Source organism: Parasaccharibacter sp. TMW 2.1884, assembly GCF_023337695.1.
In the GTDB taxonomy this organism is placed as follows: domain Bacteria; phylum Pseudomonadota; class Alphaproteobacteria; order Acetobacterales; family Acetobacteraceae; genus Bombella; species Bombella apis.
In genome coordinates this window covers 61,863-87,596 of record NZ_QORR01000003.1, presented here as the reverse complement: position 1 = coordinate 87,596, position 25,734 = coordinate 61,863, and the positions used below count along the sequence as shown (strand labels likewise).

24 protein-coding genes and 1 tRNA gene are annotated in these 25,734 nt (G+C 63.2%); 17 read left to right on the top strand and 8 right to left on the bottom strand.

Annotated elements, in window-relative coordinates; all coding sequences use genetic code 11:
• Positions 1 to 88 precede the first annotated feature (88 nt).
• The 3 genes from DTI93_RS05895 to DTI93_RS05885 are packed head-to-tail and all read left to right on the top strand — an operon-like array spanning position 89 to position 4,514.
• Positions 89 to 1,495, top strand: coding sequence for an anthranilate synthase component I family protein (locus DTI93_RS05895; RefSeq protein ID WP_249079973.1), 1,407 nt, complete (start codon positions 89 to 91; stop codon positions 1,493 to 1,495).
• Between the two features lie 3 nt (positions 1,496 to 1,498).
• Complete coding sequence (locus DTI93_RS05890; RefSeq protein ID WP_249079971.1) at positions 1,499 to 2,320, top strand: aminotransferase class IV; 822 nt, start codon at positions 1,499 to 1,501, stop codon at positions 2,318 to 2,320.
• 52 nt (positions 2,321 to 2,372) lie between these two features.
• Positions 2,373 to 4,514 carry a S9 family peptidase gene (locus tag DTI93_RS05885; RefSeq protein ID WP_249080042.1) on the top strand — a complete coding sequence of 714 codons (2,142 nt, stop codon included), beginning with the start codon at positions 2,373 to 2,375 and terminating at the stop codon, positions 4,512 to 4,514.
• Positions 4,515 to 4,579: 65 nt separating this feature from the next.
• Here the strand turns inward: DTI93_RS05885 and DTI93_RS05880 are convergent, their stop codons facing one another.
• Complete coding sequence (locus DTI93_RS05880) at positions 4,580 to 4,996, bottom strand: hypothetical protein (protein ID WP_043561914.1); 417 nt, start codon at positions 4,994 to 4,996, stop codon at positions 4,580 to 4,582.
• 230 nt (positions 4,997 to 5,226) lie between these two features.
• Between DTI93_RS05880 and ykgO the strand changes: the two genes are divergently transcribed.
• Positions 5,227 to 5,352 (top strand): type B 50S ribosomal protein L36, encoded by a 126-nt coding sequence (gene ykgO, locus DTI93_RS05875; protein ID WP_043561915.1) that lies wholly within the window; start codon positions 5,227 to 5,229, stop codon positions 5,350 to 5,352.
• Positions 5,353 to 5,523: 171 nt separating this feature from the next.
• Positions 5,524 to 6,126 (top strand): hypothetical protein, encoded by a 603-nt coding sequence (locus tag DTI93_RS05870; RefSeq protein WP_249079969.1) that lies wholly within the window; start codon positions 5,524 to 5,526, stop codon positions 6,124 to 6,126.
• 10 nt (positions 6,127 to 6,136) lie between these two features.
• Here the strand turns inward: DTI93_RS05870 and DTI93_RS05865 are convergent, their stop codons facing one another.
• Positions 6,137 to 8,386: a primosomal protein N' gene (locus DTI93_RS05865; RefSeq protein ID WP_103765741.1), complete on the bottom strand. Its 2,250-nt coding sequence runs from the start codon at positions 8,384 to 8,386 to the stop codon at positions 6,137 to 6,139.
• A 34-nt stretch (positions 8,387 to 8,420) separates the two neighbouring features.
• Here DTI93_RS05865 and DTI93_RS05860 point away from each other — a divergent pair, with 34 nt between their 5' ends.
• From DTI93_RS05860 to DTI93_RS05835, 6 genes are all read left to right on the top strand, one after another.
• A complete protein-coding gene (locus DTI93_RS05860; RefSeq protein WP_227656450.1) occupies positions 8,421 to 9,425 on the top strand; it encodes a tyrosine recombinase XerC in 1,005 nt (334 codons plus the stop codon).
• A 63-nt stretch (positions 9,426 to 9,488) separates the two neighbouring features.
• Positions 9,489 to 10,439 carry a retroviral-like aspartic protease family protein gene (locus tag DTI93_RS05855; protein WP_249079966.1) on the top strand — a complete coding sequence of 317 codons (951 nt, stop codon included), beginning with the start codon at positions 9,489 to 9,491 and terminating at the stop codon, positions 10,437 to 10,439.
• Positions 10,440 to 10,560: 121 nt separating this feature from the next.
• Positions 10,561 to 10,637, top strand: a tRNA-Asp gene (locus DTI93_RS05850).
• A 144-nt stretch (positions 10,638 to 10,781) separates the two neighbouring features.
• Positions 10,782 to 11,423: a 7-carboxy-7-deazaguanine synthase gene (gene queE / locus DTI93_RS05845; protein WP_103765772.1), complete on the top strand. Its 642-nt coding sequence runs from the start codon at positions 10,782 to 10,784 to the stop codon at positions 11,421 to 11,423.
• A complete protein-coding gene (gene queC, locus DTI93_RS05840; protein WP_249079964.1) occupies positions 11,423 to 12,163 on the top strand; it encodes a 7-cyano-7-deazaguanine synthase QueC in 741 nt (246 codons plus the stop codon). The genes queE and queC overlap by 1 nt, the downstream gene beginning before the upstream one ends.
• Positions 12,160 to 12,714 (top strand): 6-carboxytetrahydropterin synthase, encoded by a 555-nt coding sequence (locus DTI93_RS05835; RefSeq protein ID WP_103765739.1) that lies wholly within the window; start codon positions 12,160 to 12,162, stop codon positions 12,712 to 12,714. The genes queC and DTI93_RS05835 overlap by 4 nt, the downstream gene beginning before the upstream one ends.
• Positions 12,715 to 12,734: 20 nt before the next feature.
• On the opposite strand, the gene folE is transcribed toward DTI93_RS05835, so the two are convergent.
• The 4 genes from folE to DTI93_RS05810 are packed head-to-tail and all read right to left on the bottom strand — an operon-like array spanning position 12,735 to position 15,915.
• Positions 12,735 to 13,376 (bottom strand): GTP cyclohydrolase I FolE, encoded by a 642-nt coding sequence (folE, locus tag DTI93_RS05830; protein ID WP_249079963.1) that lies wholly within the window; start codon positions 13,374 to 13,376, stop codon positions 12,735 to 12,737.
• A 17-nt stretch (positions 13,377 to 13,393) separates the two neighbouring features.
• Complete coding sequence (folK, locus tag DTI93_RS09510) at positions 13,394 to 14,263, bottom strand: 2-amino-4-hydroxy-6-hydroxymethyldihydropteridine diphosphokinase (protein ID WP_103765738.1); 870 nt, start codon at positions 14,261 to 14,263, stop codon at positions 13,394 to 13,396.
• Positions 14,260 to 15,120, bottom strand: coding sequence for a dihydropteroate synthase (gene folP / locus DTI93_RS05815; protein ID WP_249079962.1), 861 nt, complete (start codon positions 15,118 to 15,120; stop codon positions 14,260 to 14,262). The genes folK and folP overlap by 4 nt, the downstream gene beginning before the upstream one ends.
• Before the next feature lie 27 nt (positions 15,121 to 15,147).
• Positions 15,148 to 15,915, bottom strand: a complete 768-nt coding sequence (locus tag DTI93_RS05810; protein ID WP_249079960.1) for a DsbA family protein — start codon at positions 15,913 to 15,915, stop codon at positions 15,148 to 15,150.
• 337 nt (positions 15,916 to 16,252) lie between these two features.
• Here DTI93_RS05810 and DTI93_RS05805 point away from each other — a divergent pair, with 337 nt between their 5' ends.
• Complete coding sequence (locus DTI93_RS05805) at positions 16,253 to 17,674, top strand: gamma-glutamyltransferase (RefSeq protein ID WP_248630814.1); 1,422 nt, start codon at positions 16,253 to 16,255, stop codon at positions 17,672 to 17,674.
• 141 nt (positions 17,675 to 17,815) lie between these two features.
• Positions 17,816 to 18,916, top strand: a complete 1,101-nt coding sequence (gene recA, locus DTI93_RS05800) for a recombinase RecA (RefSeq protein WP_052349241.1) — start codon at positions 17,816 to 17,818, stop codon at positions 18,914 to 18,916.
• Between the two features lie 121 nt (positions 18,917 to 19,037).
• Here the strand turns inward: recA and DTI93_RS05795 are convergent, their stop codons facing one another.
• Positions 19,038 to 20,057: a hypothetical protein gene (locus tag DTI93_RS05795; protein ID WP_081562520.1), complete on the bottom strand. Its 1,020-nt coding sequence runs from the start codon at positions 20,055 to 20,057 to the stop codon at positions 19,038 to 19,040.
• A 26-nt stretch (positions 20,058 to 20,083) separates the two neighbouring features.
• A complete protein-coding gene (locus tag DTI93_RS05790) occupies positions 20,084 to 20,689 on the bottom strand; it encodes an ATP-dependent Clp protease proteolytic subunit (RefSeq protein ID WP_181005240.1) in 606 nt (201 codons plus the stop codon).
• Between the two features lie 330 nt (positions 20,690 to 21,019).
• Here DTI93_RS05790 and DTI93_RS05785 point away from each other — a divergent pair, with 330 nt between their 5' ends.
• The 4 genes from DTI93_RS05785 to glpX all read left to right on the top strand — a co-directional run bounded on the left by DTI93_RS05785 (position 21,020) and on the right by glpX (position 25,727).
• Positions 21,020 to 21,991: a hypothetical protein gene (locus tag DTI93_RS05785; protein ID WP_081562521.1), complete on the top strand. Its 972-nt coding sequence runs from the start codon at positions 21,020 to 21,022 to the stop codon at positions 21,989 to 21,991.
• 149 nt (positions 21,992 to 22,140) lie between these two features.
• Positions 22,141 to 23,334, top strand: coding sequence for an LL-diaminopimelate aminotransferase (locus DTI93_RS05780; protein WP_249079958.1), 1,194 nt, complete (start codon positions 22,141 to 22,143; stop codon positions 23,332 to 23,334).
• A 57-nt stretch (positions 23,335 to 23,391) separates the two neighbouring features.
• On the top strand, positions 23,392 to 24,726 hold the full coding sequence (locus DTI93_RS05775) for a homoserine dehydrogenase (protein ID WP_249079957.1): 1,335 nt from the start codon (positions 23,392 to 23,394) through the stop codon (positions 24,724 to 24,726).
• Entirely contained in the window at positions 24,723 to 25,727 is a 1,005-nt protein-coding gene (gene glpX, locus DTI93_RS05770) for a class II fructose-bisphosphatase (protein WP_043561816.1), read from the top strand. Before DTI93_RS05775 ends, glpX begins: the two co-directional genes overlap by 4 nt.
• Positions 25,728 to 25,734 lie beyond the last annotated feature (7 nt).

Sequence of the window (25,734 nt, the reverse complement as noted above, 5' to 3'; positions counted from 1 at the left end):
AAGGCAAAATATCGTGCGGCTCGCTCAAGACAGGTCCACCAGTTTTCTGTAAATGGTCAGTGATCGAGCATAACCCATTCTACCTCAGGTGCCTAGTTCCTCCCCACCCGCCCTGCTGCAACGTGACCGGATACCCCGCCCCTCCCCCATGCCTTTTTCTCCTCCTCTTCCTGCCCCCCACATCACGGAACTGCCATGGTGCCCCCCGGAGCGGCTCTTCCCCCTCTGCCGGGAGGGAGGCGCATCCGTCTTTCTCGATAGCGGCGGCCCGGCAGAACAGGAACGGCATCGCTGGAGCTTCCTCTGTCCCCGTCCGGCCGGACGGCTCACCCTGCCCCTGGCGGAGATGCACCATCTCCCGCAGCATCTGCGGGCCTTTCTGGCCGCCCATGCACCGGCGGGCCGCCCTTCCCCCCATCTGCCGGAACTTCCCTTCACCGGCGGCGTGATCGGCCTGCTCAGCTATGAGGCCGGCATGGCCCGTGAGGGCCTCACCTCCCGCCACGCAACGGGCTGCCCCGCCTTCACTGCACTGGCCTGCCGGGACCTGTTCATTTTCGACAGGCTGGAGCAAAGACTCTGGTGGGTCAGTGCGGACGGCACCCCACCACCGGGCCAGCCCGCCACTACGGCCAGACCGGACCGCCCGGGGCCGTCTCTCACCCCCGTGGCCGAACAGGATGCCGCCACGTGGCAGGCTGCCGTCCGGACCGTGCAGGAGTACATTGCGGCCGGAGACATCTTTCAGGCCAACCTGACAATGCGCTGGGTCGCCCCCCGCCCGGAGACGCTCGATCTGCACGCCCTCTACAATCAGCTCCGCACTCGCTGCCCGGCCCCCTTCGGGGCCTGGTTCCACACGCCAGACTTCACGCTGCTCAGTGCCTCGGTCGAACGCTTTCTTTCACTGGACCGTCAGGGACGCATCGAGACACGGCCCATCAAGGGCACCTGCCCCGTCAGTGATGATCCCCAGCAGAATGGCGCCCTGAAAGAGGCCCTCCACAGGGATGAGAAAGAGCTGGCCGAGAACCTGATGATCACCGACCTCATGCGCCACGACATCGGCAGGGTCTGTCAGCTGGGCAGTGTGGATGTTCCGCAGCTTTTTGCCGTGGAACGGTTCGCTCACGTTCACCATCTCGTCTCCAGCGTGACGGGGCAGCTTCAAAGGGACCATGATGCCACCGACCTTCTGGCAGCCACGATTCCCCCCGGTTCCGTCACCGGAGCCCCGAAATACCGGGCCATGCAGATCATTGATGAGGTCGAGTCTTCTGCCAGAGGAGCCTATTGCGGCACGCTTTTCCGGCTGGGCTGGGATGGTGCGCTGGACAGTTCCGTCATCATCCGCAGCATCAGCGCCACAGCCAGCCATTTGCAGGTAGGAGCCGGTGGGGGCATCACCTACCCTTCACATCCAGAGCGGGAATATGAGGAAATGTGCCTCAAGGCCGCTCCCCTGCTGGCCGTCCTGCGTGACCATGGAGCCTGATGCATGGCACCCACACCCTGCCCCTTTCTCTGGCTCAATGACCAGCTGCTCCCGGCGGACAGTCCAGCCATCATGGCACAGGACCGTGGTTTTCTGCTGGGTGATGGGCTTTTTGAAACCATGCAGCTTCGCCACGGGGCTGCCCCCCGGCTGGAAGCCCATCTGGCACGGCTGGAAGATGGCTGCCATACCCTGCGCCTGCCCTTTCCCAGACGGGACACGATCCGGCAGGCCCTGCCCCACCTGATGGCTGCCAACAGCCTGACGGATGGTTCCGCCCGCCTGACCCTCACACGAGGCCCCGGCCCAAGAGGGCTGGCTCCGCCTGTCAGACCACATACCACACTGCTCATCACGACAGCCCCGCCGTCAGAACAGTCCGCCACCCCCGTCCGGCTGCATGTCAGCACGCAGCGACGGGACAGGCAGGCCGTGCTGAACCAGGTGAAGTCCCTCAACGCCCTGCCCGCCATCCTTGCCCGCATGGAAGCACGGGAAAAAGGGGCCGATGATGCCCTCTGGCTCACCCACGAGGGTGAGATTGCCGAAGCCACAACCGCCAGCTTTCTGGCCCTGCTGGATGGGCAGATCGTCACGCCACCCCTCTCCGCCGGAATCCTGCCCGGAATCTCCCGGGGCCGCCTGCTCGCTGCCGGTCTCTGCACGGAACGCCTTCTGACGGAAGCCGACATTCCCAAGTTCCAGGGGGCCTGGCTCATCACGGCCCTGAGCCTGACCCCGGTCGCCGCCATAGGGACGCAGGCGCTGCCACTTCAGCCGGAACAGACGGGCCGGCTGCGGCATTTTCTTTATGACGCCTCATGACGTCTCCATCTGGACCATTGAATCCCTCCCGATCAACCGCCACATCTCCCCCATGACTGCTGACAAACACACCACTCCCGCCCTGCCCAAGGCCCCCGTGGCCCGGCGCAATCCCGTCGTGCTGGAACAGCTCGGCCGCACCCGTACGGATTCCTACGCATGGATGAAGGACGAAAACTGGCAGAAGGTCCTGCGGGACCCGTCCGTCCTGCGGGATGACATACGCTCCCATCTGAAACAGGAAAACGCCTATACGGAGGCCGTCCTCGCCGGAACGGTGCCGCTTCAGGAAGACCTCTTCAAGGAGATGGTCGGCCGCATTCCTCCGGCAGAAGAGTCCGTGCCGCTGCCTGACGGGCCGTGGCTGTACGGCCTGCGCTTCGAGAAGGACGCCCAGTACCCGCTCCATGTCCGCCGCCCCCGCAAGGCCGGGGCCAGCGAGGCCGACGGACCGGAAGAAATCCTGCTGGACGTGAACGAACTTGCCGCCCGGCACAGCTTCTACAGCCTCGCCCAGGCCGCCCACACAGAGGACCACCGTTATTACGTCTATGCCGAGGACGTGCAGGGGTCGGAAGTCTACCGGATTCAGGTCAAGGACCTTGCCACGGGTGAACTCTGCGCCCCCGCCGTGGAGAGCAGCACGGGCAGCTTCACCCTCTCCCCGGACAGCCAGCATCTCTTCTGGATCTACCGGGACGACAATGGTCGCCCCTCCCGCATCTATCGCCGCCCGCTTCTGGGTGGTGAGGACACGCTCATCTTTGACGAAACCGACCCCGGCTTCTTCCTCAGCATCGGTGTCAGTGCCTCCCGGAAATGGATCGCCATTGAAAGGGGTGACCATGACACGAACGAGACCCTGCTCATCCCCGCCTCAGACCCGACGGCCATGCCCAAAGTCGCTGCACCGCTGGTGCGGGGGGAACGCTACAGCCTGACCCACTGGCAGGACCGCTTCATCGTCCTGACCAACGCAGGCGGGGCCGTGGACTTCAAGCTGATGACGGCCCCGGAAGCCACGCCGGACCGTGCCCACTGGCAGGAGTTCCTGCCCCATGAGGAAGGCCATTTCCTCCTCGGTGTCAGTGCCGGGAAGGACCATCTGGCCTGGCTGGAGCGGCGCAACGGCAATACGGAAATCTTCACCCTCAGCCGTGAGGACGCCGACAGGGGCGACATCCGCCGCCATGCCCGCCATATCAGCATGGACGAACCCGCCTATACGCTCAGCCTGCTGGGCGTGCTGGAATATGACCAGCCCTTCCTGCGCTACATCTACCAGTCCCCCACGACCCCGGCGCATTGGTATGATTATGACATGCGGACAGGGGAGAAAAACCTCCGCAAGGTGCGGGAGGTTCCCTCGGGCCACGACCCTGCCGCCTATGAAACACGCCGCCTGTTCGCCCGGGCTGATGATGGCGCCATGGTGCCTGTCACCCTCCTGATGAAGAAAGGGACGAAGCTGGATGGGCAGAATCCCATGCTGCTGTACGGCTATGGCTCCTACGGCATCTCCATGGAGGCCAGCTTCTCCACCACCGCCCTCAGCCTCGTGGACCGTGGCGTGATCCATGCCACGGCCCACGTGCGGGGTGGCAGTGAAAAGGGCTGGAACTGGTTCCTTGAAGGGCGGGCAACCAAAAAGACCAACAGCTTCACCGACTTCATCAGCTGTGCCCGGCACCTGATTGCCGAAGGCTACACCGCCCCCCGCCGCATCGTGGCGCATGGGGGCTCGGCAGGCGGGCTGCTGATGGGAGCCGTTGCCAACATGGCACCGGAGCTGTTTGCCGGTATCGCCGCACAGGTACCGTTCGTGGACATGCTGAACACCATGTCGGACGTCTCCCTGCCGCTTACGCCGCCGGAATGGCCGGAATGGGGTAACCCGCTGACGGACCCGGAGGCTTACGACCTCATCGCCAGCTATTCTCCCTATGACAATATCCGCCCCGTCTCCTACCCGGCCATTCTGGCCCTGGGAGGGTTGTCCGACCCACGGGTGACCTACTGGGAGCCGGCCAAATGGATCGCCCGCCTGCGGGAAGAGGCACGGGGGGGCCCCTTCCTCTGCCAGATCAACATGGAGGCAGGACACGGTGGCTCCTCAGGCCGTTTTGCCCGCCTGAAGGAAGTGGCTCTCGTGCAGGCCTTCGCCCTCTGGAGCCTGAAACAGGCAGAAAACTGACCTCCTGAAAGAAAAGCCCCTGCTCATTTTACGGAACAGGGGCTTTTTCTGGCGGTCCCGCCCACTTACTGGAGATCGTCGCCCTGATCTTCCGAATCGAGTTCAGAGAGCTGGTTACATATCTTGCCCAGCCGTGCATTCTGCCCGGCAACCCCACCCCCACAGGCCGTGCGTGCATCCCGGCCGCAGCTGGCAATCACGCTCTCCATGTCCGATTCCAGCACATCCCGTAGAAGACCGACATCGAAGCTGCGCTGGGCCGTTTCCTCGTCATCCAGCTGCTTCTGCACCTTGCGCATCTCATCCAGGGTCTTCAGGCACTGGTTGCCCGCCGAATTCGGGCTGACGCGCAGAACAGCAAGGATATTGTTCACCACGACGCCCTTGGCATTCACGGCTGGGTCGTCATCATCCGTTCGGGCCGCACCCCCTGCCCAGGCCTGGCTGGCCAGACAGAGGCTCCCCAGGAAAAGAACCGGCACGAGCTTGCGGAAACATGAAGGACGAAAAGATGGAAACTGGCTCATGCCGGGCAGCATAATCTGAAAAGGATCAGGAAGAAATGGGGTTTTGGCCGCCACAACCTTGACTCACCCCCAAAGGACAGGGTATGCGGACGCCAAGTTTCGCGGGCGTCTCAGCCCTGCATTATGAGAGCCGCTGTCCGGAAGGGCAGGCAGGCCTGTCTTTTCTGTCGGGGAGCCTGAACATCATGAAGATCCGTAACAGCCTGAAGTCCGCCAAGGTTCGTGACAAGAACTGCCGTGTCGTGCGTCGTCGCGGCCGCGTGTATGTCATCAACAAGCAGAACCCGCGCATGAAGGCCCGTCAGGGCTGAGCTGACAGACGGATGGGACGGTGCGGCATGTCCACGGCTCCGCTGCGCCACCCTGTCTTTCATGCTCTGAAGCGTGAAGCCCCCTCCGGGGGGCTGAGGCCTCCCGCTTTTCGGCTGGGGGCTTTTTTTATGGCGGCGGCCTGTCTACTCTACAGTGCAGGGCCAGCGGCCATGGCAGCCACCGCTCCGGCCCACAAGCCAGTGCAGGGCCAGCCCCATGCAGCAATACCCGCACCCGACTCCAAAAACAGCCTTCATGTTCCACCGCCCCCAAAGCCGCACAGCCCGAGCCTGAAAGAAAAGCTGGAACAGACCGAGCAGGCCATTGCCAGCGAGCAGGATGACCAGAAGGCCCACAGCCTGATGAAAAAGGCTGACACGCTGCGCCTCTACAGTGTCAAGAACAGTGGCCGCATCCTGCTCAGCGAGGCACAGGATGAACTCAAACAAGGCCATACAGGTGACGCTGAAAAAGACCTCTCTGCGGCTCTGACCCTCCAGCCCGACAACGCCTTCCTCCGCCGCCAGCGGGCTGCCGTCCGCTTTCTCGGCAATGATCTGACAGGAGCCGTGCAGGACCTTCAGGTGGCGCTGGTGCATGACCCTGGCGATGCCCAGAGCTGGGACATTCTGGCCCACACGCAGGAACATCTCCATCATCCCCATCAGGCCCTCCATGCCTATACCGAGGCCCTGACACACGCCCCCCTGCTCCCGGACGGACAGAAACGCTACCGGCAGCTGGAACAGCAGGCCAACGGCATCCCGGACTGACCTTTCCCGGTTACATGAAAGACACCGGGTCCACGTCCACGTCGATGCGGGCATCATTCTTGCGGGGCGCACCGTCCAGCCACCGCCTCAGCAGGGGCTGAAGGGCGATGTCCCGCCGGGTCCGCAGGAGAAGACGGTACCGGTAGCGGTCCCGCAACAGGGCCAGAGGGGCCGGAGCCGGCCCCAGAACCTGAATCCCCTCCCCCCGTGGGGCGTGCATGGCCAGCAGGCGGGCCAGCTCCTCCGCCTGCCGCTCCTTCGGCGCACTGACGATCACAGCAGCAAGACGCCCGTAAGGAGGCCAGAATCCCGGACGACGCTGGGCGGCCTCCTGCTCCATGAAGCTGATGAAGTCATTGGCCAGCAGGGCCTTCATCACCGGGTGATCGCCCGCATAACTTTGCAGCATCACCTGCCCCGGCTTCGTGCCACGCCCTGCACGCCCCGCCACCTGATGAAGCAGCTGCATGGTCCGTTCCGCCGCCCGCAAGTCACCCCCACCCAGCCCGAGGTCCGCATCCACCACCCCGACCAGCGTCAGGTCCGGGAAGTGCCAGCCCTTGGCCACGACCTGCGTGCCAATGATGAGGTCCACCTCCCTGCTGGCGATTTTCCGCACGGCCTCTTCCATGGCCGTGGGCGAGGTCAGCGTATCGGAGGCCATGCTCAGCAGCCGTGCATCCGGGAAGCGGGCCTGTGCCTCCTCATGAATGCGCTCCACCCCCGGGCCGATCGGCACGAGACTGTCCTGCGCCCCGCAGGATGGACAGGCACTGACAAGTGGCTGGGTGTATTCACAGTGATGACAGGCCAGAATCCGGCGGCGCCTGTGCTCCACCATCCACGCCGAACAGTGAGGGCATTGCAGGCGGTGCCCACAGGCACGGCACAACGTCATCGGTGCATAGCCACGCCGGTTCAGAAACAGCATGCTCTGCTCCCCGGCCTTCATCCGCTCTTCAATGCTCTCACAGAGCAGAGGGGATAGAAACTGCCCCCGCTCCGGGCCATGCTCCTTCATGTCGATCAGGGTGATCTCCGGCATCTGGGCCGTTCCATGCCGGGCCTCCAGCACCTCATGACGGAAGCGCCCCTTCTGCACATTGACGAGCGTCTCCATGGACGGTGTGGCGGAGACGAGAATGACCGCCCCCTGCACCAGCCTCGCCCGCACGATGGCCATGTCCCGCCCGTGATAGAGAACACCTTCTTCCTGCTTGTAGGTGTTCTCGTGTTCCTCATCGACCACCACAAGCCCGAGACGGGCAAAAGGCAGGAACAGGGCAGAGCGTGCCCCCACGACAACCTGCTGCCGCCCCTCGGCAATGGCGCACCATGTCTCCCGCCGTGTCTTCTGCCCCAGCTCGGAATGCCAGACGGCAGGCCGGATGCCGAAGCGCCGTTCAAAACGGTCCGTCCACTGGGCCGTCAGGACGATCTCCGGCAGCAGCACCAGTACCTGCCTGCCCTGCCTCAGGCACGCTGCCACAGCCTCGAAATAGACCTCCGTCTTGCCGGACCCCGTCACCCCCTCCAGCAGCGTGACATTGAAGGTCCGCTCCTCCACGCCGGCCACCAGCGCCTCCGCCGCCTCGGCCTGCTCTGCGGAAAGGGTCGGCGGGGCATGGTCCGGGTCCGCCTGTCCGGCAGGGGATGGTACCTCCATGAGGCACTCTTCCAGCACCCCTGCATTGGCCAGACCCCGGATCACCGCCGCACTGGCCCCGCTCTGCGCCGCCAGCATCGCCGTGGTGCCGGGCCCACCCTGTTCCAGAGCCTCCAGAACGGCCCTGCGGGCCGGGGTCAGACGCAGCGTGTCCGGCAGGGGGCCGGGTTTCCGCATCCAGCCCATGAGGGGTTTCATGCTGCCCGCCTGCGCCGGAACCCGCAGGGCAATGGCCAGCACCATGCCCGGCGCACTCAGGCCATAGGCCGCCACCCAGTCGATGAACTGGCGGAGATCATCCGGGAGGGGCGGTACATGTTCCAGCACGGCCGAGATGGGACGCAGTTTTGCAAAAGCGAACGTTTTCCCTCTGGAGACCGGACGGAAATCGACAGGAAGATGGGCTGGCTCGCCGTCCCACACACAACCTGTCAGCTCCTGCCGCCCCAGCGGCACACGCACCAGCGTTCCCGGTGCCAGAAGCCTGTCGGACCGATAATCCAGCGGGCCATCGAAGGGACGGGGCACCAGAACGGAAAGACGATGACCGGCTTCCATTCTCCTGCTATGGGGAGGGAGGCTGTTTTCTGCCATGTCTTCATCCTAACCTCTCCGGCAGGGAAATACCATGCGCCTTCCATTTGGAAGCCCCCCCTCCAGCGCCATGACCATTCATACGGCCCATGAGGCCCTCACGGCCTGGCAGGACTGGCTGACCCATGAGAAAAGAGCCAGCAAGGCCACACGGACAGCCTATCTGCACGATGTCTCCCTCGCTCTCGGTTTCTTCAGCCGCCACTTTGGTGGGGACCTGCCGCTGGAAGCGCTGGACAAGCTGACACTGGCTGATTTCCGCTCATGGCTGGCCCATGAAACGAACCGGGCCGAAAAGATGGCCCGCCTCCATCCTGGCAGCCGTCACACGCCAGATGGCCACGCCCGCAGCCGGGCCCGCCGCATCTCCGCTCTGCGGGCCTTTTACCGCTATCTGGAAAAAGAACACCGCATCACCAATCCGGCCCTCACCCTCCTGCGCAGCCCCCGGCTGAAAACCCGCCTCCCCCGCCCTCTGACGCCGGAAACGGCACGCACGGCCCCGGACGGTATTGCCGACCAGACAGCCGATGGCCATTTTGCCCTGCGGGATGCCGCCCTGTTCACCCTGCTATATGGCACGGGCCTGCGCATCAGCGAGGGACTGTCCCTCAATGTCGGTGACGTGGAGCGGATCAGCGATGACATTCTGTTTGTCACAGGCAAGGGAGGGAAGGAAAGAGCCGTGCCTGTCCTGCCCGCCGTCCGGGATGCTCTGGGACGCTGGCTGGCCGTCCATCCCTCACCCCATGCCAGTGCACCGCTTTTCTGCGGCGTACGGGGTGGACGCCTCAATCCGGGTGTGGCCCAACGGGCCATGCGGCAATGGCGCCTGATGGAAGGACTGCCCGATTCTGCCACCCCCCACGCCCTGCGCCATGCCTTCGCCTCCCACCTGCTCCAGAATGGAGCAGACCTGCGGGCGATTCAGGAACTTCTGGGTCATGCCAGCCTGTCCAGCACACAGATATACACGCTGGCAGACGAGCATCACCTCATGGAGGTCTGGCAGAAGGCCCATCCCCGGGCCGACCGTTGACAGCTCCTTCCTGATCCAGACTGACCTTTCATTGCCGACCTCTTCGGACAGACCCATCATCCCATGACGACGCACGCTTCCCGTTTCCTCCCTTTCCTCACCAGCATCATTCTGGCATTTGGCAGTTCCTTCATGGCGTCTTCTGCGGCTCTGGCCTCCAGCCCCGAACCGGCCTGCCGCCAGACCCACATCACCACGCTGCCCCTCAAGGAAACAGGCTATTACCTGACGACCGTGGCGCAGATTCATGGCCACTCCCTCTCCATGATCGTGGATACAGGGTCCGAGGGCAGCCTGCTGACACCAGATGCCATCACCCACCTGCATCTCGCCCCCAATGAGGAAGATGCCACCATCATCTCCGGGCCGGACGGACGGGGGCATGTAGTGCCGACCATCCAGCTGGCGACCATCACGCTTGGACAGCTCACCTATCACCATCCTGTCCTGCCTTTGGGCACCCTGCCGGGATTCCCCGCCATACAGCCCCCCGTGCTGGGGCTGATCGGCATGGACCTGCTCGGCCATTATGATCTGGACCTCGACCTGCCCCATCACCGGCTCAGCCTGTGGGACATCCATACCGGGTCCCTCCTCTGCCGCCAGCCGCCTTTCTGGTCCACACCGGGGCAGCGGCTTGTCGCCCAACGCATCCGCAACCGGTTCTTCATCCCCTTCACGCTGGATGGTCAGAAAGGGCTGGCGCTGATCGACAGCGGGGCCCGCTCCCACATCATCAGCCGGGACTTCGTCCACAGGCTCGGCATCACGAAAGAGCAGCTGGACCGGGACCCCGGCGGGACCAGCGCAGGCATTGGCGACAGGGAGCACCGCTATCACTGGCACCGTTTCAACCGCCTCACCCTTGGCGGGCAGACCCAGCTGCACCCGGTCCTCACCGTCACTTCCCTGCATGAACAGGCCGACATGCTCCTCGGAGCCGACTGGCTGATCCATCATCAGCTCTGGCTCTCGGCAGGGCCGGAGGGGGCCGTTTTCATACACGCCCCCTGAAATGGAATTTTCATGAAGAAAAACGTAAAAAAGTGATATTTCTCTATTGCCAACAACACCGTATCCCGCTAGATAGACGCCATCCCAAGGGAACGACGCTTTTCCAGAAAAGCTGAAGACTGCGGGTGTAGCTCAGTTGGTTAGAGCGCCGGCCTGTCACGCCGGAGGTCGCGGGTTCGAGCCCCGTCACTCGCGCCACTCTTTTTCAAAAGGGTGGCGTTTTTTATTCCCTCCTCTCCTCCTTGATATCATGATCCGCCTTCTGCTGCGGAAAGATCGTTTCGGCCCTTTCAGGCAAGAAAATCCTTGCATCCTGAACGCAGCTGCCCGACATCTCTGCCCATGCCTTATATCGTCAAGGAACTATTCGCCACATTGCAGGGTGAGGGTGCCCATTCCGGGCGTGCGGCCATATTCTGCCGGTTCACCGGCTGCAATCTCTGGTCCGGCCGGGAAGAGGACCGCCACAAGGCCCAGTGCACCTTCTGCGACACAGACTTCATCGGGACGGACGGCCCCGGCGGAGGCCGCTTTGCCACGGCTGAAGCTCTGGCCGCTGCGCTGGATGACTGCTGGCAGGCCCACACTGCGGACGTGACCCGGCGTTATGTCGTCTTCACCGGTGGGGAGCCCCTGCTCCAGCTTGATGCAGCCCTGATCGCCGCCACAAGGGCCCGTGGTTTCACCATCGCCGTGGAAACCAATGGCAGTCTTCCTGCCCCTGAAGGAATCGACTGGGTCTGCGTCAGCCCCAAACCCGGCCAGCCGCTGAAACAGACACATGGCCATGAGCTGAAGCTCGTCTATCCACAGGACACCCTGACGCCGGAACAGTTTGCGGCGTGCGACTTCCAGCATTTCTGGCTACAACCCATGGATGGACCGGACCGCCCTGCCAATACGGAAAAGGCCGTGCGCTACTGCCAGACCCACCCGCAATGGCGGCTGAGCCTGCAAACCCACAAACTGATCGGAATCCCCTGATGACGACACCCGCCTCCCCCTCCGCCAGCCATCAGGCCGCCCGGAACCGCCGTGCGCTCGTCCTCTTCTCCGGTGGGCAGGATTCCGCCACCTGTCTGGCCTGGGCCCTGCATCATTTCGACCATGTGGAGACGGTCGGCTTCGCCTACGGGCAGCGTCACGCCGTGGAGCTGGAGTGCCGCACCACCCTGCGGCAGGGCATCAGTGCCCAGAATCCCGCATGGGCGGAAAAGCTGGGAGAGGATCACACGATCGACCTGGCCAGCCTCGGCGCCCTCTCTGATACCGCCCTGACACGGGATGCCGAGATCAGCATGGGGGAGAACGGGCTGCCCAACACCTTCGTGCCGGGCCGGAACCTGATCTTCCTGACCTTCGCCGCTGCCCTCGCCTTCCGCCGCAGCATCCGCCACATCATCACCGGTGTGTGCGAGACGGACTATTCCGGCTATCCCGACTGCCGGGATGACACCATCAAGGCCCTTCAGGTTGCCCTCAATCTGGGCATGGAGCAGCGTTTCGTCCTCCACACGCCGCTCATGTGGATCAACAAGGCACAGACATGGCAGCTCTGCCACGATCTGGGCGGAGCTGACCTGACAGAAACCATCCGCCATGAGAGCCATTCCTGCTATAAGGGAGACCGCACCCATGAGCATGCATGGGGATTCGGCTGCGGAGACTGCCCCGCCTGCGCCCTACGTGCCGAAGGGTGGCGGCAGTATCAGGAGGGGGCATGAGCGACATCACCCGGACAGAACTGGTTTTCACACGGCGTTTCTGCATGGGGCACCGGCTCATCTCAGGCAGCAGCGAGCGTTGTGCCATCCCGCACGGGCATAACGAATATGTCACCGTCACGCTGGTGCCCGGCCCCAACGCTCCGCAGGACCGGCGGCTGGATGGGCACGGCAACATGCTGCTGCCCTTTGCCGAGGCCAAGGGCCGCTGGCACCGCTTCATCGACGAACGGATGGACCACAGTTTCCAGCTTTCCGAGTCTGACCCGCTTCTGGGCTGGTTTGCCGAGCATGAACCCCAGCGGCTGGACCGCCTTGTCGTCACGCCCGGCGACCCGACGACGGAACTGCTCGCCGCCCTGCTGATGAGCAAACTTCAGGCGTTCCTGACCGCCCAGGGCGGGCTGCTGTCCCCCGCCTCGCTTGAGATCAAAGAGACGCCCACCAACACGGTGCGCCTGCATGGCGACCCGTCCCTCTATCTCCCGCTGGTGGACCGCCCGGCAGACCGGTGCTGGTGGCACCGGGCCGACGATACCACACGGGACTGACACCGCCCCGCAAAGCGGTCTCAGTCCCGCATCAGAGCCATAACTTCCTGCCTGGCTTGGGCATCATCGGCCCAGAGACCGTAAGAACCTGTCGTCACGGTCGTGGCACCGGGGCTGCGGACCCCCCGCAGGCTCATGCACATATGCTCGGCTTCCACCACGACCAGAACGGCTTTCGGCTCCAGCACCTCAACCATCGCCTGCACGATCTGGTCTGTCAGACGTTCCTGAAGCTGCGGGCGGCGGGCGTAGCCTTCCACGACACGGGCCAGCTTGCTCAGCCCCGTCAGGCGGCCACCTTCCGGCAGATAGGCCACATGGGCACGCCCCAGAACCGGCAGGAGATGATGCTCGCAGGTGGACTGGAAGCGTATGTCCTTCACCAGCACCAGGCCGCCATGCTGGTCGGCACTGAACTGCTTTTTCAGGTGGTCCCGCGGGTCCTCATACAGGCCGGAGAAAATCTCCAGATACATCTTGGCCACACGGTCCGGCGTATCCCGCAACCCTTCACGGGAGGGGTCTTCCCCTATGGCCAGCAGAAGCTCCCGCACGCCTCCGGCAATGCGGCTGATGGCGTCCTCCGGCCGGGTGATCGCTCCGGCGGCACCCTCCGGTGTCGGGGCCTGTTTCCCCGGAATCCCTGTCTCATTGGCTGACATTCAGCATCCCCCAAAGTTCATCCACCCTGCCCCGGCCTGCGCCGTGTGACATCCCCAGCTATACGATCCAACCCTGCTAACGCTTCCTTCACGGAACGTCCAGCGATCTCAAGCTCCGGCTCCAGCTCGGCAAGGGGTTCCAGCACGAAGGCACGGTCAAAAAGATGACGATGGGGAAGTGTCAGAAGAGGATGGCACACGGTGCCATCCCCATGGAAAAGCAGGTCCACATCCACCGCCCGCTCGCCCCAGCGTCGCCCGGGCACACGGCCCAGCGACCGCTCGATCTCCTTGCACAGCCCCAGAACGGCCTGCGGGGGCAGGACCGTCCGCCCCAGGGCGGCGATATTCACGAAGGGAGGCTGATCTTCCACACCCCACGGAGCACTGTCGTAAAAAGAGGAAACCGCCTCTATCTCCAGCCCCGGCTGATGGCCCAGAGCCTCCACGGCAGCCCGCAGCACGGCCTCCCGCTCGCCCAGATTGGCCCCGAGCGAAAAACCGACCCGGTATTCCCGCTGCTGCGTAACCGTGACGGATACATCCTCCACCGCATGGGGCACAGGGGCTGAAGGCTTGCGCACCGTGACGGACACATCCTGCACGGCGGGGCAGTCCGCCAGCACGGCAGTGCCTATCCGCCCGGCCAGAGTTTCGATCAGCTTGCAGGGACCAGCCTGAAAGACCCGCTCGGCACTCTGGCAGAGCTGCCCGTAACAGACGGCCTGTGTATAATCATCCCCCGCAATCGCTACCGACAGGTCAGCCCGAACCTCCAGCGACACATAGAAACGCTGACCGAGACGGGTTTCTTCCTCATGTACGCCATGATGTCCGAACAGGCAGAGATCATGCACCCGCACATGGGTCAGGGACGGAATGATCACTCGACATCTCCCTTCACCATTCCATTCACGGCCAGCAGGGCGGTCATGTCCAGCATGTCCCTGTGTGCCTGCACGTCATGCACCCGCACCATGCAGGCCCCCTGCGTCGCCCCGTAAAGATTGACCGCCAGCGTCGCTGGCAGACGGTCATGCACTTCCCGCCCCAGCAGCCTGCCGAACATGGATTTGCGGGACACGCCCAGCAGCACGGGCAGGCCGTAATAGGCCTCCAGCCGCCGCATGTTCTGCACGGCCCAGAGATTCTGCATCACCGTCTTGCCGAACCCGACGCCGGGGTCCAGAAGGATGGTCTCATGGGCGATGCCTGCCCGGTCGGCCAGCTTCAGGGACCTGTCAAAGAAACGCCGCCAGTCATCCCAGAGATCAACGCTGGCATCAACCACCTCACGGTTGTGCATGATGGCCACCACGGCACCGGCGGAGGCCACGACGGAAGCCATGTCCGGGTCGGCCTGCAACCCCCACACGTCATTGACCATCTGCACGCCAGCCACCAAGGCCTTCCGGGCCACGGAGGCCTTCGTGGTATCGACGGACAGGACCGCCCCCTCCCGGGCCAGAGGCGTCAGGACCGGTTCCAGACGCCGCCATTCCTCTTCCGCATCCACGGGCGTGAAACCCGGCCTCGTGGATTCCGCACCGACATCCAGCAGGTCCGCCCCCTCGGCCAGAAGGGCATGGGCCTGCTTCAGGGCGGCCTCCGGCGTAAAGAACTGCCCGCCATCCGAGAAGGAATCCGGCGTGACATTGACGATCCCCATCAGCAGGGGCTGCCTCCATGAAGGGGAAGGACGTGCTGCCAGCCAGGCGGCCATCTGCTCCGCAAGGGTCATCATCTCAGCCTTTCACCAGCAGGAGGAGGATCACCCCTTGCGGGCTGCCTCGAGAAACTGCTCCATCTGCTCCATGCCCAGCGCACCGGGTGCCACGGCAGCCTGACCGAACAGGAAGGTCGGCGTCCCCTGCACGCCCACACTCTGGGCCTGACCAAGGTTGGCTGTCAGCAGCCCCATGACGGCCTGCCCCTTCATGTCCTTCTCGAAGCGGGCCACGTCCAGCTTCAGGCTCTTTGCCACATCACGAAGATGCTCCATGCCGGGTTTGGCCGTCTCCTCCATCAGGCGGCGGCGCATGGCGTCATACTGGCCCTGGAAGGCCGCCGCATAGATGGCCTGTGCATCCAGCAGGCTGGCATCACCCAGAACGGGAATGACCTTCTCCACCAGCCGGACATCCGGGTGTCTGGCAAGGAACTGGTCCACCACCGGGGCCATGTGGCGGCAGTAGGTGCAGCGCGGGTCCAGAAATTCCACGACCGTGACCTGCCCCTGCGGGTTGCCCCGTACGGCATAGGATGGCGCCGTGGAAAGAGCCTGCCAGTTGGCCCGCACGGCCGCCTTCACGTGGGCTTCCTGCTGGGAACTGGCCTGCTGCTGGATGGACCGGATGGCATCGGACAGGATGCTCGGATCATTCTTCAGGGCCTCACGGACAATCTGTATGATCGCCGCCCGCTGCTTTGCGTTAAAAACCGCTTCATCCGCCGCATGGGACGTCCCCGCAAGGGACAGCCCCATGAGAGGGAGGCCAGCCAGCAGGGCCAGGGAAAATGACTTCACACGCTGTTTCATGGTCGTGCCCTCCATGGGGTTATGCAGCATTTCATGGGCGCTTGAGAAAGAGAGGGGCCCCCCACCTGACCATGCAGGTAGAACCGCCCCGATGACCAGCCCTGTTAAACAGCAAACCGGTCTGTTTTTGAAGCCCCATCCCTTCATGAGGAACGATGATGCTGCTCCCCAGCCTACAGCCGAAGCATGTAAGACCCGTTAAAACCACCCCCTGCGGGGTTGCCCTCCCAATCCCGGCAGTTTAACGCTATCATACCTCAATCCGGGACCGCCATGATGGCAGACAGTCCCTGCAAACAGCCCTGATCGTGACCCGCAACACTGGAGAGCCGCCACCGTGGTAAAGCCTGACAGCCGGACCCCTCATCCCCCCTGCCTGTCTGACCGTCCCACTCCCCGGTGGGCGCGCGGGCTTGGTCTGCTGGCCTGCCTGAGCCTTCTGGGCAGCAGCCTTGTCGCCTGTTCTGGTGGCAGGAGCCTCAAGCATCATCTCTTCGGCCATACAGCCCCATCCGCCAGAGCCAACACAGGCATTGTGGTAGCTGATGAACCGCAGGCAGCACTGGTCGGCCGTGATGTCCTCGCCCGTGGGGGCAATGCCGCCGATGCTGCCACGGCAACGGCCTTCGCCCTGTCCGTCACACTCCCCTCCCGTGCCTCTCTGGGAGGTGGCGGGGCCTGCCTGGTTGCCCGCCCGGGCCAGCCCGCCGAGAGCATTTCCTTCCTGCCTGTTGACGGCACCGGCACGGGCGGAGACCGCCCCGCTGCCGTACCCATGATGGCCCGTGGACTGTTCCTGCTGAATCTCCGGTACGGGTCAGTCCAGCTGGGTGATACGATCGACCCGGCCATAACACTTGGCCAGCAGGGCATCACGGTCAGCCGCCAGCTGGCCAATGACATCGCCGCCGTGCAGGGGCCTCTCCTTTCCAACGAAGGAATGAAGGCCCTCTTCAGCCGGGGGGATTCCGGTGTGGCCATCCGGGAAGGGGACCAGCTGACCCAGCCCCGCCTGACGTCATTCCTCTCCCGCCTGAAACTGGTTGGGGTGGGAGACCTCTATACCGGTGCCCTGTCCGATGTTTTTGTCACACAGGCCAACAAGGCTGGTGCAGGCCTGACACGCGACGACCTGCGCCGCTCCCTGCCCGGACAGACATCTGCCCTGCATTTTACCAGCGGGCCGTATCGCCTCAGCTTCCTTGCGCCACCAGCTGATGGTGGACTGGGCAGTGCTGCAGCCTTCCGCCAGAACCTGCGGGCTGAAAATGTCATCAGCGCATGGCGCCGTTCCGGCCGGACAAGCCTCCAGGAAGGCCAGATATTCATGGCCTCTGGCCAGAGCGATGCCACCGGCCTGCCCCCTCTGCCGGCCTCCACCTCCTTTGTCGTACGGGATGGCCATGGCCTGAGCGTTGGCTGCGTGCTGACAGACAACAACCTGTTTGGCACGGGGCGTCTGGCCGGCAGTACGGGGGTTGTCCTCGCTGGAGCCCCGCATGACTACCCCCGCCCGCTCCTCAGCGCTGCCATACTGGAAGCCCCCCACAAACGGATGCAGGCCGTCCTTGCAGCCTCGGGGCAGAACGACGCCGCCCAGAGCGTTGCTGATGCGCTGCGGCAGCTCGCACAGGGGCAGGCCATTGCTCCCTCTACAGGGACAGGGCAGCTCAACAGCATCGTCTGCTCCGGTGATGACTGTGTCGGACGGGCCGCCCCCAACGGGAACGGTCTGACCGCCCATACCATCACCCACTGAACCAGCAGGGAACACCACTCTGGACAGATACGCCCCAAGGGCTTGTCCAGAGCCCTTCTGAACGCCATCTGATGGGGCAGGCACATGCCCCGCCACCACTCCCTGCCCCATCATCCGGGGCCTGTCAGTCACGAGGTCTTCATGTCAGCAGACAAGAACGCAGAAAGAAGCAAAGCGCTGGATGGCGCTCTCAGCCAGATCGAACGCTCCTTCGGCAAGGGGTCCATCATGCGGCTGGGCCAGCGGCCCAAGGAGCAGGTGGATGTCATTTCCACCGGGTCGCTGGGACTGGATATCGGGCTGGGCATCGGTGGGCTGCCACGGGGCCGCATCATCGAGATTTATGGCCCGGAGAGCTCCGGCAAGACCACGCTGGCTCTCCACGCCGTGGCTGAGGCGCAAAAAAAGGGCGGTACGGCTGCCTTCATTGATGCTGAACATGCGCTGGACCCCATTTATGCCCGCAAGCTGGGGGTGGACATCGACAATCTGCTGCTCAGCCAGCCAGATGCCGGGGAACAGGCTCTGGAAATTGCTGATACGCTCGTCCGCTCCGGGGCCATCGACATTCTGGTCGTGGACTCTGTCGCTGCCCTCGTGCCCAAGGCCGAGCTGGAAGGGGAAATGGGGGACAGCCATGTCGGCCTCCATGCCCGCCTGATGAGCCAGGCCCTGCGCAAGCTGACAGGCTCCGTTTCCCGCTCCAACACCACCATCATCTTCCTGAACCAGATCCGCATGAAGATTGGCGTGATGTTCGGCAATCCGGAAACCACGACAGGCGGCAACGCCCTGAAATTCTATTCCTCCATCCGCCTGGACATCCGCCGCATCGGCTCCGTGAAGGACAAGGACGAGGTCGTGGGCAACCAGACACGGGTGAAGGTCGTCAAGAACAAGATGGCCCCCCCTTTCCGGCAGGTGGAATTCGACATCATGTATGGCGAGGGCGTCAGCAAAATGGGCGAGCTGCTGGACCTTGGCGTAAAGGCCAATGTGGTGGAGAAATCTGGCGCCTGGTTCTCTTACGACAGCACCCGCATCGGCCAGGGCCGGGAAAATGCAAAGCAGTATCTGCGTGAGCATCCTGAAATGGCTGCGGAAATTGAAAAACGGGTTCGGCAGGATGCTGGCATCATCGCTGAAGACATGATGGTTGGTGAGTCGGCAGAGGATGATACGGATTCATCCAATGAGCTGCCGCTGGACAGCACCAGCACCGGCAACCGCCGCAAAAGCTGACGGAAGGTCCTTTTGTCCCCCAGCAGCGGGGGACAAAAGAACGCCTCATGCAAAAAGCCCCGCTCCAGCATATTGGAGCGGGGCTTTTTTTCCATCCAGTCCCAAGAACTGGCACTACCCCTCAGGCAGCCTGATGGGCATCACCATCCTTCTGACCACGCAGGCGACGCCACAGCTTGACACCGCGCAGGGCCATGCGGGCCGCAAACGGTGCCATCTGCGGGCGCAGCAGGCGAGGGTCATACCCTGCAAAGCGGCGCTCGTTCTCCTTGAGGCACAGCTCCATCAGCTCAACAAAATCCACCTTCTTGTCCGTCATGCTCTGGGCACCGGTCACAGTGAAATTGTTGTCCTGCGTATGCTCCACACCATCATCATCAAAGCTGCGGACGAGGCTCAGACGCTCATAAAGCAGGAAGAACAGCACACCGATCACCCGCATCTCGAACCACGGACGGCGCCAGAGCGGCATGACGGCACGATGGTAAGCCAGCCAGTTGGCAAACAGCAGGATGTGGCGACACTCCTCCTGCATGACAGGCTCGAATGTCTCGATCAGCTCCATCGGGAACAGGCCGGCCTTCTCGGCCAGAGAAAACAGACCGAAGGCGAAGAAGCTGTCCCAGCACTCGGAGAAACCCGTCACCAGATAGGCCCATTCCGTATCCCGCGGCTCGATGTAGGGGTCTTCCGGGGCAAGCGGAATACCGTAATGCTCCACCATGCGGGCCAGAACCTCCTTGTGGCGGTTCTCTTCCCATGCATTACGGGCAATGGCGTCCTTCACATCCGGGTCGTCCAGCATGTCGGCATAGGCAGCCATGCGCAGGCGGGCCTTGCCTTCGGTCTGCACGGCGATATCCCAGATCGGCAGGGAGGTGATGCGGTGCAGCGTCTCCGGGTCCAGCTTCGGCCAGGGGATGACTGACGGCTTGTAGGGGTTGAACGTCTCCCGGAACATGTCGGCCATGGCCTTCTTGTGCTCCGGGGTACCCGGCTTCAGCGGCCCTTTGACCGGGCTGCTCCAGTGGCGGGCATCGTAGTCCACCTGCTCCAGCGTTTTTTCGGATGGGCTATCCGGCAGATGGGAATAAATATCCGCCAGAGAGCTCTTCCCGTCCGCTTTATATGCATCGCTCACGATAAGGCTCCTTTCCTTGCTGGGACTCAGGCCTGTTCGAGATCGGCTGCCGAAGAAATGATGCGGCCAACAAGCCCGTACTCAACCGCCTCCTTCGCCGACATCCAGTAGTTGCGGTCCGTATCACGGGCCACTTTCTCGTAGGGCTGTCCCGTTTCACGCGCGAAAAGCCTGTTCAGACGTTCACGCATCTTGATGATCTCGCGGGCCTCGATATCAATATCGGTCGCCGGGCCCCGCACGCCGCCCATCGGCTGGTGCAGCAGGAACCGGGTATTGGGAAGACACAGACGCCGCTCCGGACGCCCCGCCGCAAAAATCAGCGCACCGGCAGACGCCACCCAGCCCGTACCGATGATGTTGACCGGAGCAACAGAATCCACAAAGCGGATCATGTCATGGATGGTATCGCCACTCTCCACGTGGCCGCCGGGAGAATTGACGTAAACATCAATCGGCCTGTCCGATTCCCCAGCCAGAGCCAGCAGCCTGCCCGTAATGTCACGGGCCATGCGGTCATTCACTCCACCGAAGATCAGCACCTTGCGCTGCTCGAAGAGGTGGCGCTCCACCTCCGGGGCCGGGCCGGACTTTTTCTCGTCCTCCGGAGGCCCATCCGGCTCGTCCTCCATGCGGGGACGCACCGTGGCGGTGCCATGGCGGACATCCTCTCCAGAAGAGGCAGAAGCCCGCAGGCGGGCAACATCATGGGTGCGGCATTCATCATATGTCATCATGCCGCTATCCTGCCCCTGCTTGACCTCTCTGCCAAGCCTTAAAACGACGCTTTCTTGCAGCTTTTTCATCATTTCCCATGATCGAATCAGGACCCTTTTTCTCCCTTTCTTCCCCAGTAAGGAATTGCGTCCGAGGGAAGAGACACATATCCTGCCTCCCCACCCTTTCATTCCGGGGCTTTCCTGTTTTGGCCCTGCCCCTTCCGCCCTGTTGCACGCCGGACCATGACACCCAGCCTTTTCACCCGTTCTTTCCGTTCCATTTCCACCACCCTCACACGGGGTGCCGGCCTCTTCCAGTTCGGGCTCTGCCTGCTGGCCCTGCCTGCCTTCACCGCAGGCTGCCAGCACCGTGATGCCATCGACACCACACGGGACATCGCACACGACATCATGGGCGGGGAGATCAGACGGCTGCGCCCCCCCACGCCGGGTTATGACAGGCCCGCCCCCAACATCGCCCTCATCCCCACCACCCGGCCGGAATTCCCAAGTGCCGATGCCCGGGCGATGATCACGACTCGTCTGGAGCGGGATCGCAACTACTCCCAGCGCATTTCCGCTGCTGGCGGGGCCCTGCCCATCGGCATGATGAACCCGCCACCACCCCAGCCCCAGAATGGCGGTTCCATGACGCTGGAAAGCCAGAGCAACGGGCCTGCTGCCAGCCATCCGGCCATCATCCGTCAGGACAGGTCCACCGGCCCGGCAGGCAGTGGCTCCAGCCTGATCTACCAGCCCGTCACCCATGCGCTGCCCATCCACCTGCCGGACCCCGGCCAGCCGCCAAAGCCTCTGCTTTTCCCCGGCTTTTCACTCCCCAGTACGGTTCTGCCCGTCATACCGGATTTCGATACCGCCACACCGGTCGGGGCTCTGGTGCGTTTCCAGGCCGATACCGACCATCTGGATGGAGACCAGACAGACACGTTCAACCAGATCGTAGCCCAGCGACACCGTCATCTCCTGCTCATCCGGGGCTTCGGCACGACCCTGAGCGCCCAAAGCGGCCTTTCTCCTGATGAACAGACGCATGAAATCGGTCTGGCCCTGCTCCGGGCCCGGGCCGTTGCCCAGCGTCTGGCCAGCCTCGGCGTGCCGCATGACGACATGCGCCTGACAGGGGAGGCCATCGGCGATGGCGTGCGTGTCTCTTACGAAAAGAACATCAGGGCCGGAACTGCCCCCGCCCACTGAAGGCCGCAGGACCATAGAGGCACGAACCAGGTAAAAATTCCGTCTTTTCTGCTGGTCCCCCCTTGCCGGACTGACCAGCCTCATGAAACATGGGATGCCCGTTTCCCGGGAGCCAGCCCGTCTCCCTTCCATCTGACTGATTGAGTATCATGACCGAAGAGTTCCACAAGATCCGCCGCCTGCCGCCTTATGTCTTTGCCGAAGTCAACAAGGCCAAGGCCGCCGCGCGTACCGCCGGAGAGGATATTGTGGACCTCGGCATGGGCAACCCGGACAGCCCGCCCCCCCAGCATGTCATCGACAAGCTGGCAGAAACGCTGCGCAATCCCCGTGTGCATGGCTACTCCGTCAGCCGTGGGATTCCCGGCCTCCGAAAAGCGCAGGCCGCCTATTACGAACGCCGCTTTGGCGTGAAGCTGGACCCGGAAACGGAAATCATCGCCACGCTCGGCTCCAAGGAAGGGCTGGCCAATCTGGCCTCCGCCATCACGAGCCCCGGCGATACCATTCTGGTCCCCAACCCGTCCTACCCCATCCACCAGTTCGGCTTCATCATTGCCGGGGCCTCTGTCCGCTCCGTTCCGGCCTCGCCAGATGATGCCATGCTGGAGGCCCTGTACCGGGCCGTGCGCCACTCTGTCCCCAAGCCGACGGCGCTCATCATCAATTTCCCCTCCAACCCGACGGCCTATCTCGCCTCGAAGGAGTTCTACAGGGAGATTGTCAAATTCGCCCGGAGAGAAAACATCTGGGTCTTGTCCGATCTCGCCTATTCAGAGCTCTACTTCGGGGATGAGCCCCCGCCCTCCATTCTCTCCATTGAAGGGGCCAAGGACATTGCCGTGGAGTTCACCTCCATGTCCAAGACCTATTCCATGGCGGGGTGGCGAATCGGCTTTGCGGCTGGCAATCCCCGCCTCATCCAGGCGCTGACACGCATCAAGTCCTATCTGGATTATGGAGCGTTCACACCGGTGCAGGTTGCAGCCACCGCCGCCCTGAACGGTCCGCAGGATTATGTGGAGAACATGCGTCTGCTCTACAAGGACCGGCGTGACGTGCTCATACGTGGCCTCCATGCAGCAGGGTGGAATGTTCCGACACCGGAAGGCTCCATGTTCGCCTGGGCTCCGATTCCTCCCCAGTTCGCCCACATGGGCAGCGTGGAATTCTCCAAGCTTCTTCTGAAGGAAGCCAAGGTTGCCGTGGCACCGGGGCTGGGCTTCGGGGAACACGGGGATGGCTTTGTCCGTATCGGGCTGGTGGAGAACAACCAGCGCCTCCGCCAGGCCACACGGTCCATCAAAAACTTCATGAACCAGCACAGCGCCCTCAAACCATAATGCCACACCCGGCCCTGCCTCCATGCAGGGCCACAGCCTGACAGGAAACCGCCTCTCATGACTTCCGTACATCGCAACACTGCCTCATCCTCCGTCACATCCCCGCTCCGGCTGGGCATTGCCGGCCTCGGGACAGTGGGTACGGGCGTCATCCGTCTGCTGCGTGAACATGCAGACCTGCTGCGCCACCGCACCGGCCGCAGCATCGAGGTCGTGGCCGTCAGCGCCCGTAACCGTACGCGGGACCGTGGGATCGACCTTTCCGGCCTCCACTGGCATGACGACCCCGTGGCTCTGGCCAATGACCCGAATGTGGACGTTGTTGTCGAACTGATGGGCGGGGCCGAAGGAACAGCCCACACGCTGGTGACAGAAGCCCTGAAGGCAGGCAAGGCCGTCGTGACGGCCAACAAGGCGCTGGTCGCCCGCCATGCAGAAGAGCTGGCCCATCTCAGCCACCAGCATGGAGCTCCTCTCCTGTTCGAGGCCGCCGTGGCGGGTGGCATCCCGGCCATCAAGGTAGTCCGGGAGGGGGTGGCGGCTGATGCCCTGACCCGTCTGGGCGGTATCCTCAATGGGACAAGCAACTTCATCCTCACCGAAATGGCCGAAACAGGCCGTGCCTTCGAGGATGTGCTGCAAGAGGCCCAGGACAAGGGTTATGCCGAGGCCGATCCCTCTGCCGACATTGATGGCTGGGACGCTGCCCACAAGCTGAGCATCCTGACAGCCATCGCCTTCCGCCCGATCGTTTTTGACAGTCTGGCTGTCAGCGGGATGCGGCGCATCACCACAGATGACATCCATCAGGCCCGCAAGCTGGGCTATGCCATCAAGATGCTGGGCGTGGCCCGACGCCTGCCGGAAGACCGTGTGGAAGCCTGGGTGCAGCCCTGCCTCATCCCGGCACGGTCCGGGCTGGCGCAGGTCAATGGCGTCTATAACGCCCTGACGACAGAAGGCCCCTTCAGCGGTCCCATCACCATCTCCGGGCAGGGTGCCGGGGAAGGCCCCACGGCCGATGCCGTCATGGCCGACGTGATCGACCTGGCCCGTGGTCATGGCCTGCCTCTCTGGGGCCGGGTGGATGAACAGGCTCCCATTCCCTGCGAACCGGTGGAGGGCCTGGTCAGCCGCTTCTATCTCCGCATCACGCTGGAGGGCTCCGTGGAGGCAGAAACGGCTCTGGAAGACATCCGCACCGTCCTCGGCAATGAAGATGTTGCCGTGGAGAAAGGACACCATCACACATCACAGAAGGGCGACGCACAGCTCATCCTGCTGACAGGGCCTGTCACGCTGGGCGGGATCAACCGCATCCTGCCCCTCCTTGAGGAAATGCCCCTGATAAAAGGCACTCCACTGGCCCTGAAAGTGGAAGACCTGCCATGACAGCCAAACAGCCCCATCACGTTCCCCATGAATATCGGGTCACGGGCCGCAATCTGGGGCTGGACCTGGCCCGTGTGACCGAGGCCGCCGCCATTGCCTCCGCCCGCTGGACCGGTCGTGGCGACAAGAATGCGGCAGATGGTGCCGCTGTTGAGGCCATGCGGAAAGCCTTTGATACGGTTGCCATCGATGGCACCGTCACCATTGGCGAGGGGGAAATGGATGAAGCCCCCATGCTGTATATCGGTGAAAAAGTGGGCTGTGGCGGACCGGAAATGGACATTGCCGTGGATCCACTGGAGGGCACCAATCTCTGCGCCCGCAGTCTGCCCAATGCCATCACGGTGGTGGCTCTGGCACAAAAAGGCTGCTTCCTCCATGCTCCTGACATCTACATGCAGAAAATTGCCGTAGGTCCCGGCCTGCCAGAAGGCGTGGTGGATATTGACGCCTCCATAGGCCAGAATCTTGCCAGCCTTGCGCAGGCAAAAAAATGTGATGTCAGCGATCTGGTCCTCTGTGCGCTGGAACGTGAGCGCCATGAGGAGCTCGTTGCCAAGGCACGGGAAGCCGGTGCCCGTGTCCGCCTGCTCAGCGATGGTGACGTGGCCGCCGTGATTGCCACCTGCCTGCCTGGCAGTGGCGTGGACATCTACGCCGGTAGCGGAGGCGCACCGGAAGGCGTTCTGGCCGCTGCCGCCATACGCTGCATGAACGGACAGATGCAGGGCCGTCTGCTCTTCGAGAATGAAGCGCAGATTACCCGCACCCGCCGCATGATCCGCCCCGACCTCGACCCCACACAGGCCCTCAGCCTGACAGACATGGCGGCCGGACCGGTCTTCTTCTGCGCTACGGGCGTGACAGCAGGCGACCTGCTACGGGGCATTGAATATCCCTCCGACAATTACATCCGTACCCATTCCGTCATGATGCGCTCAGAAAGCGGTACAATCCGTTACATGGAGACTTACCACCATTTCGACCCCCACAAGGTTTGAGCCACTC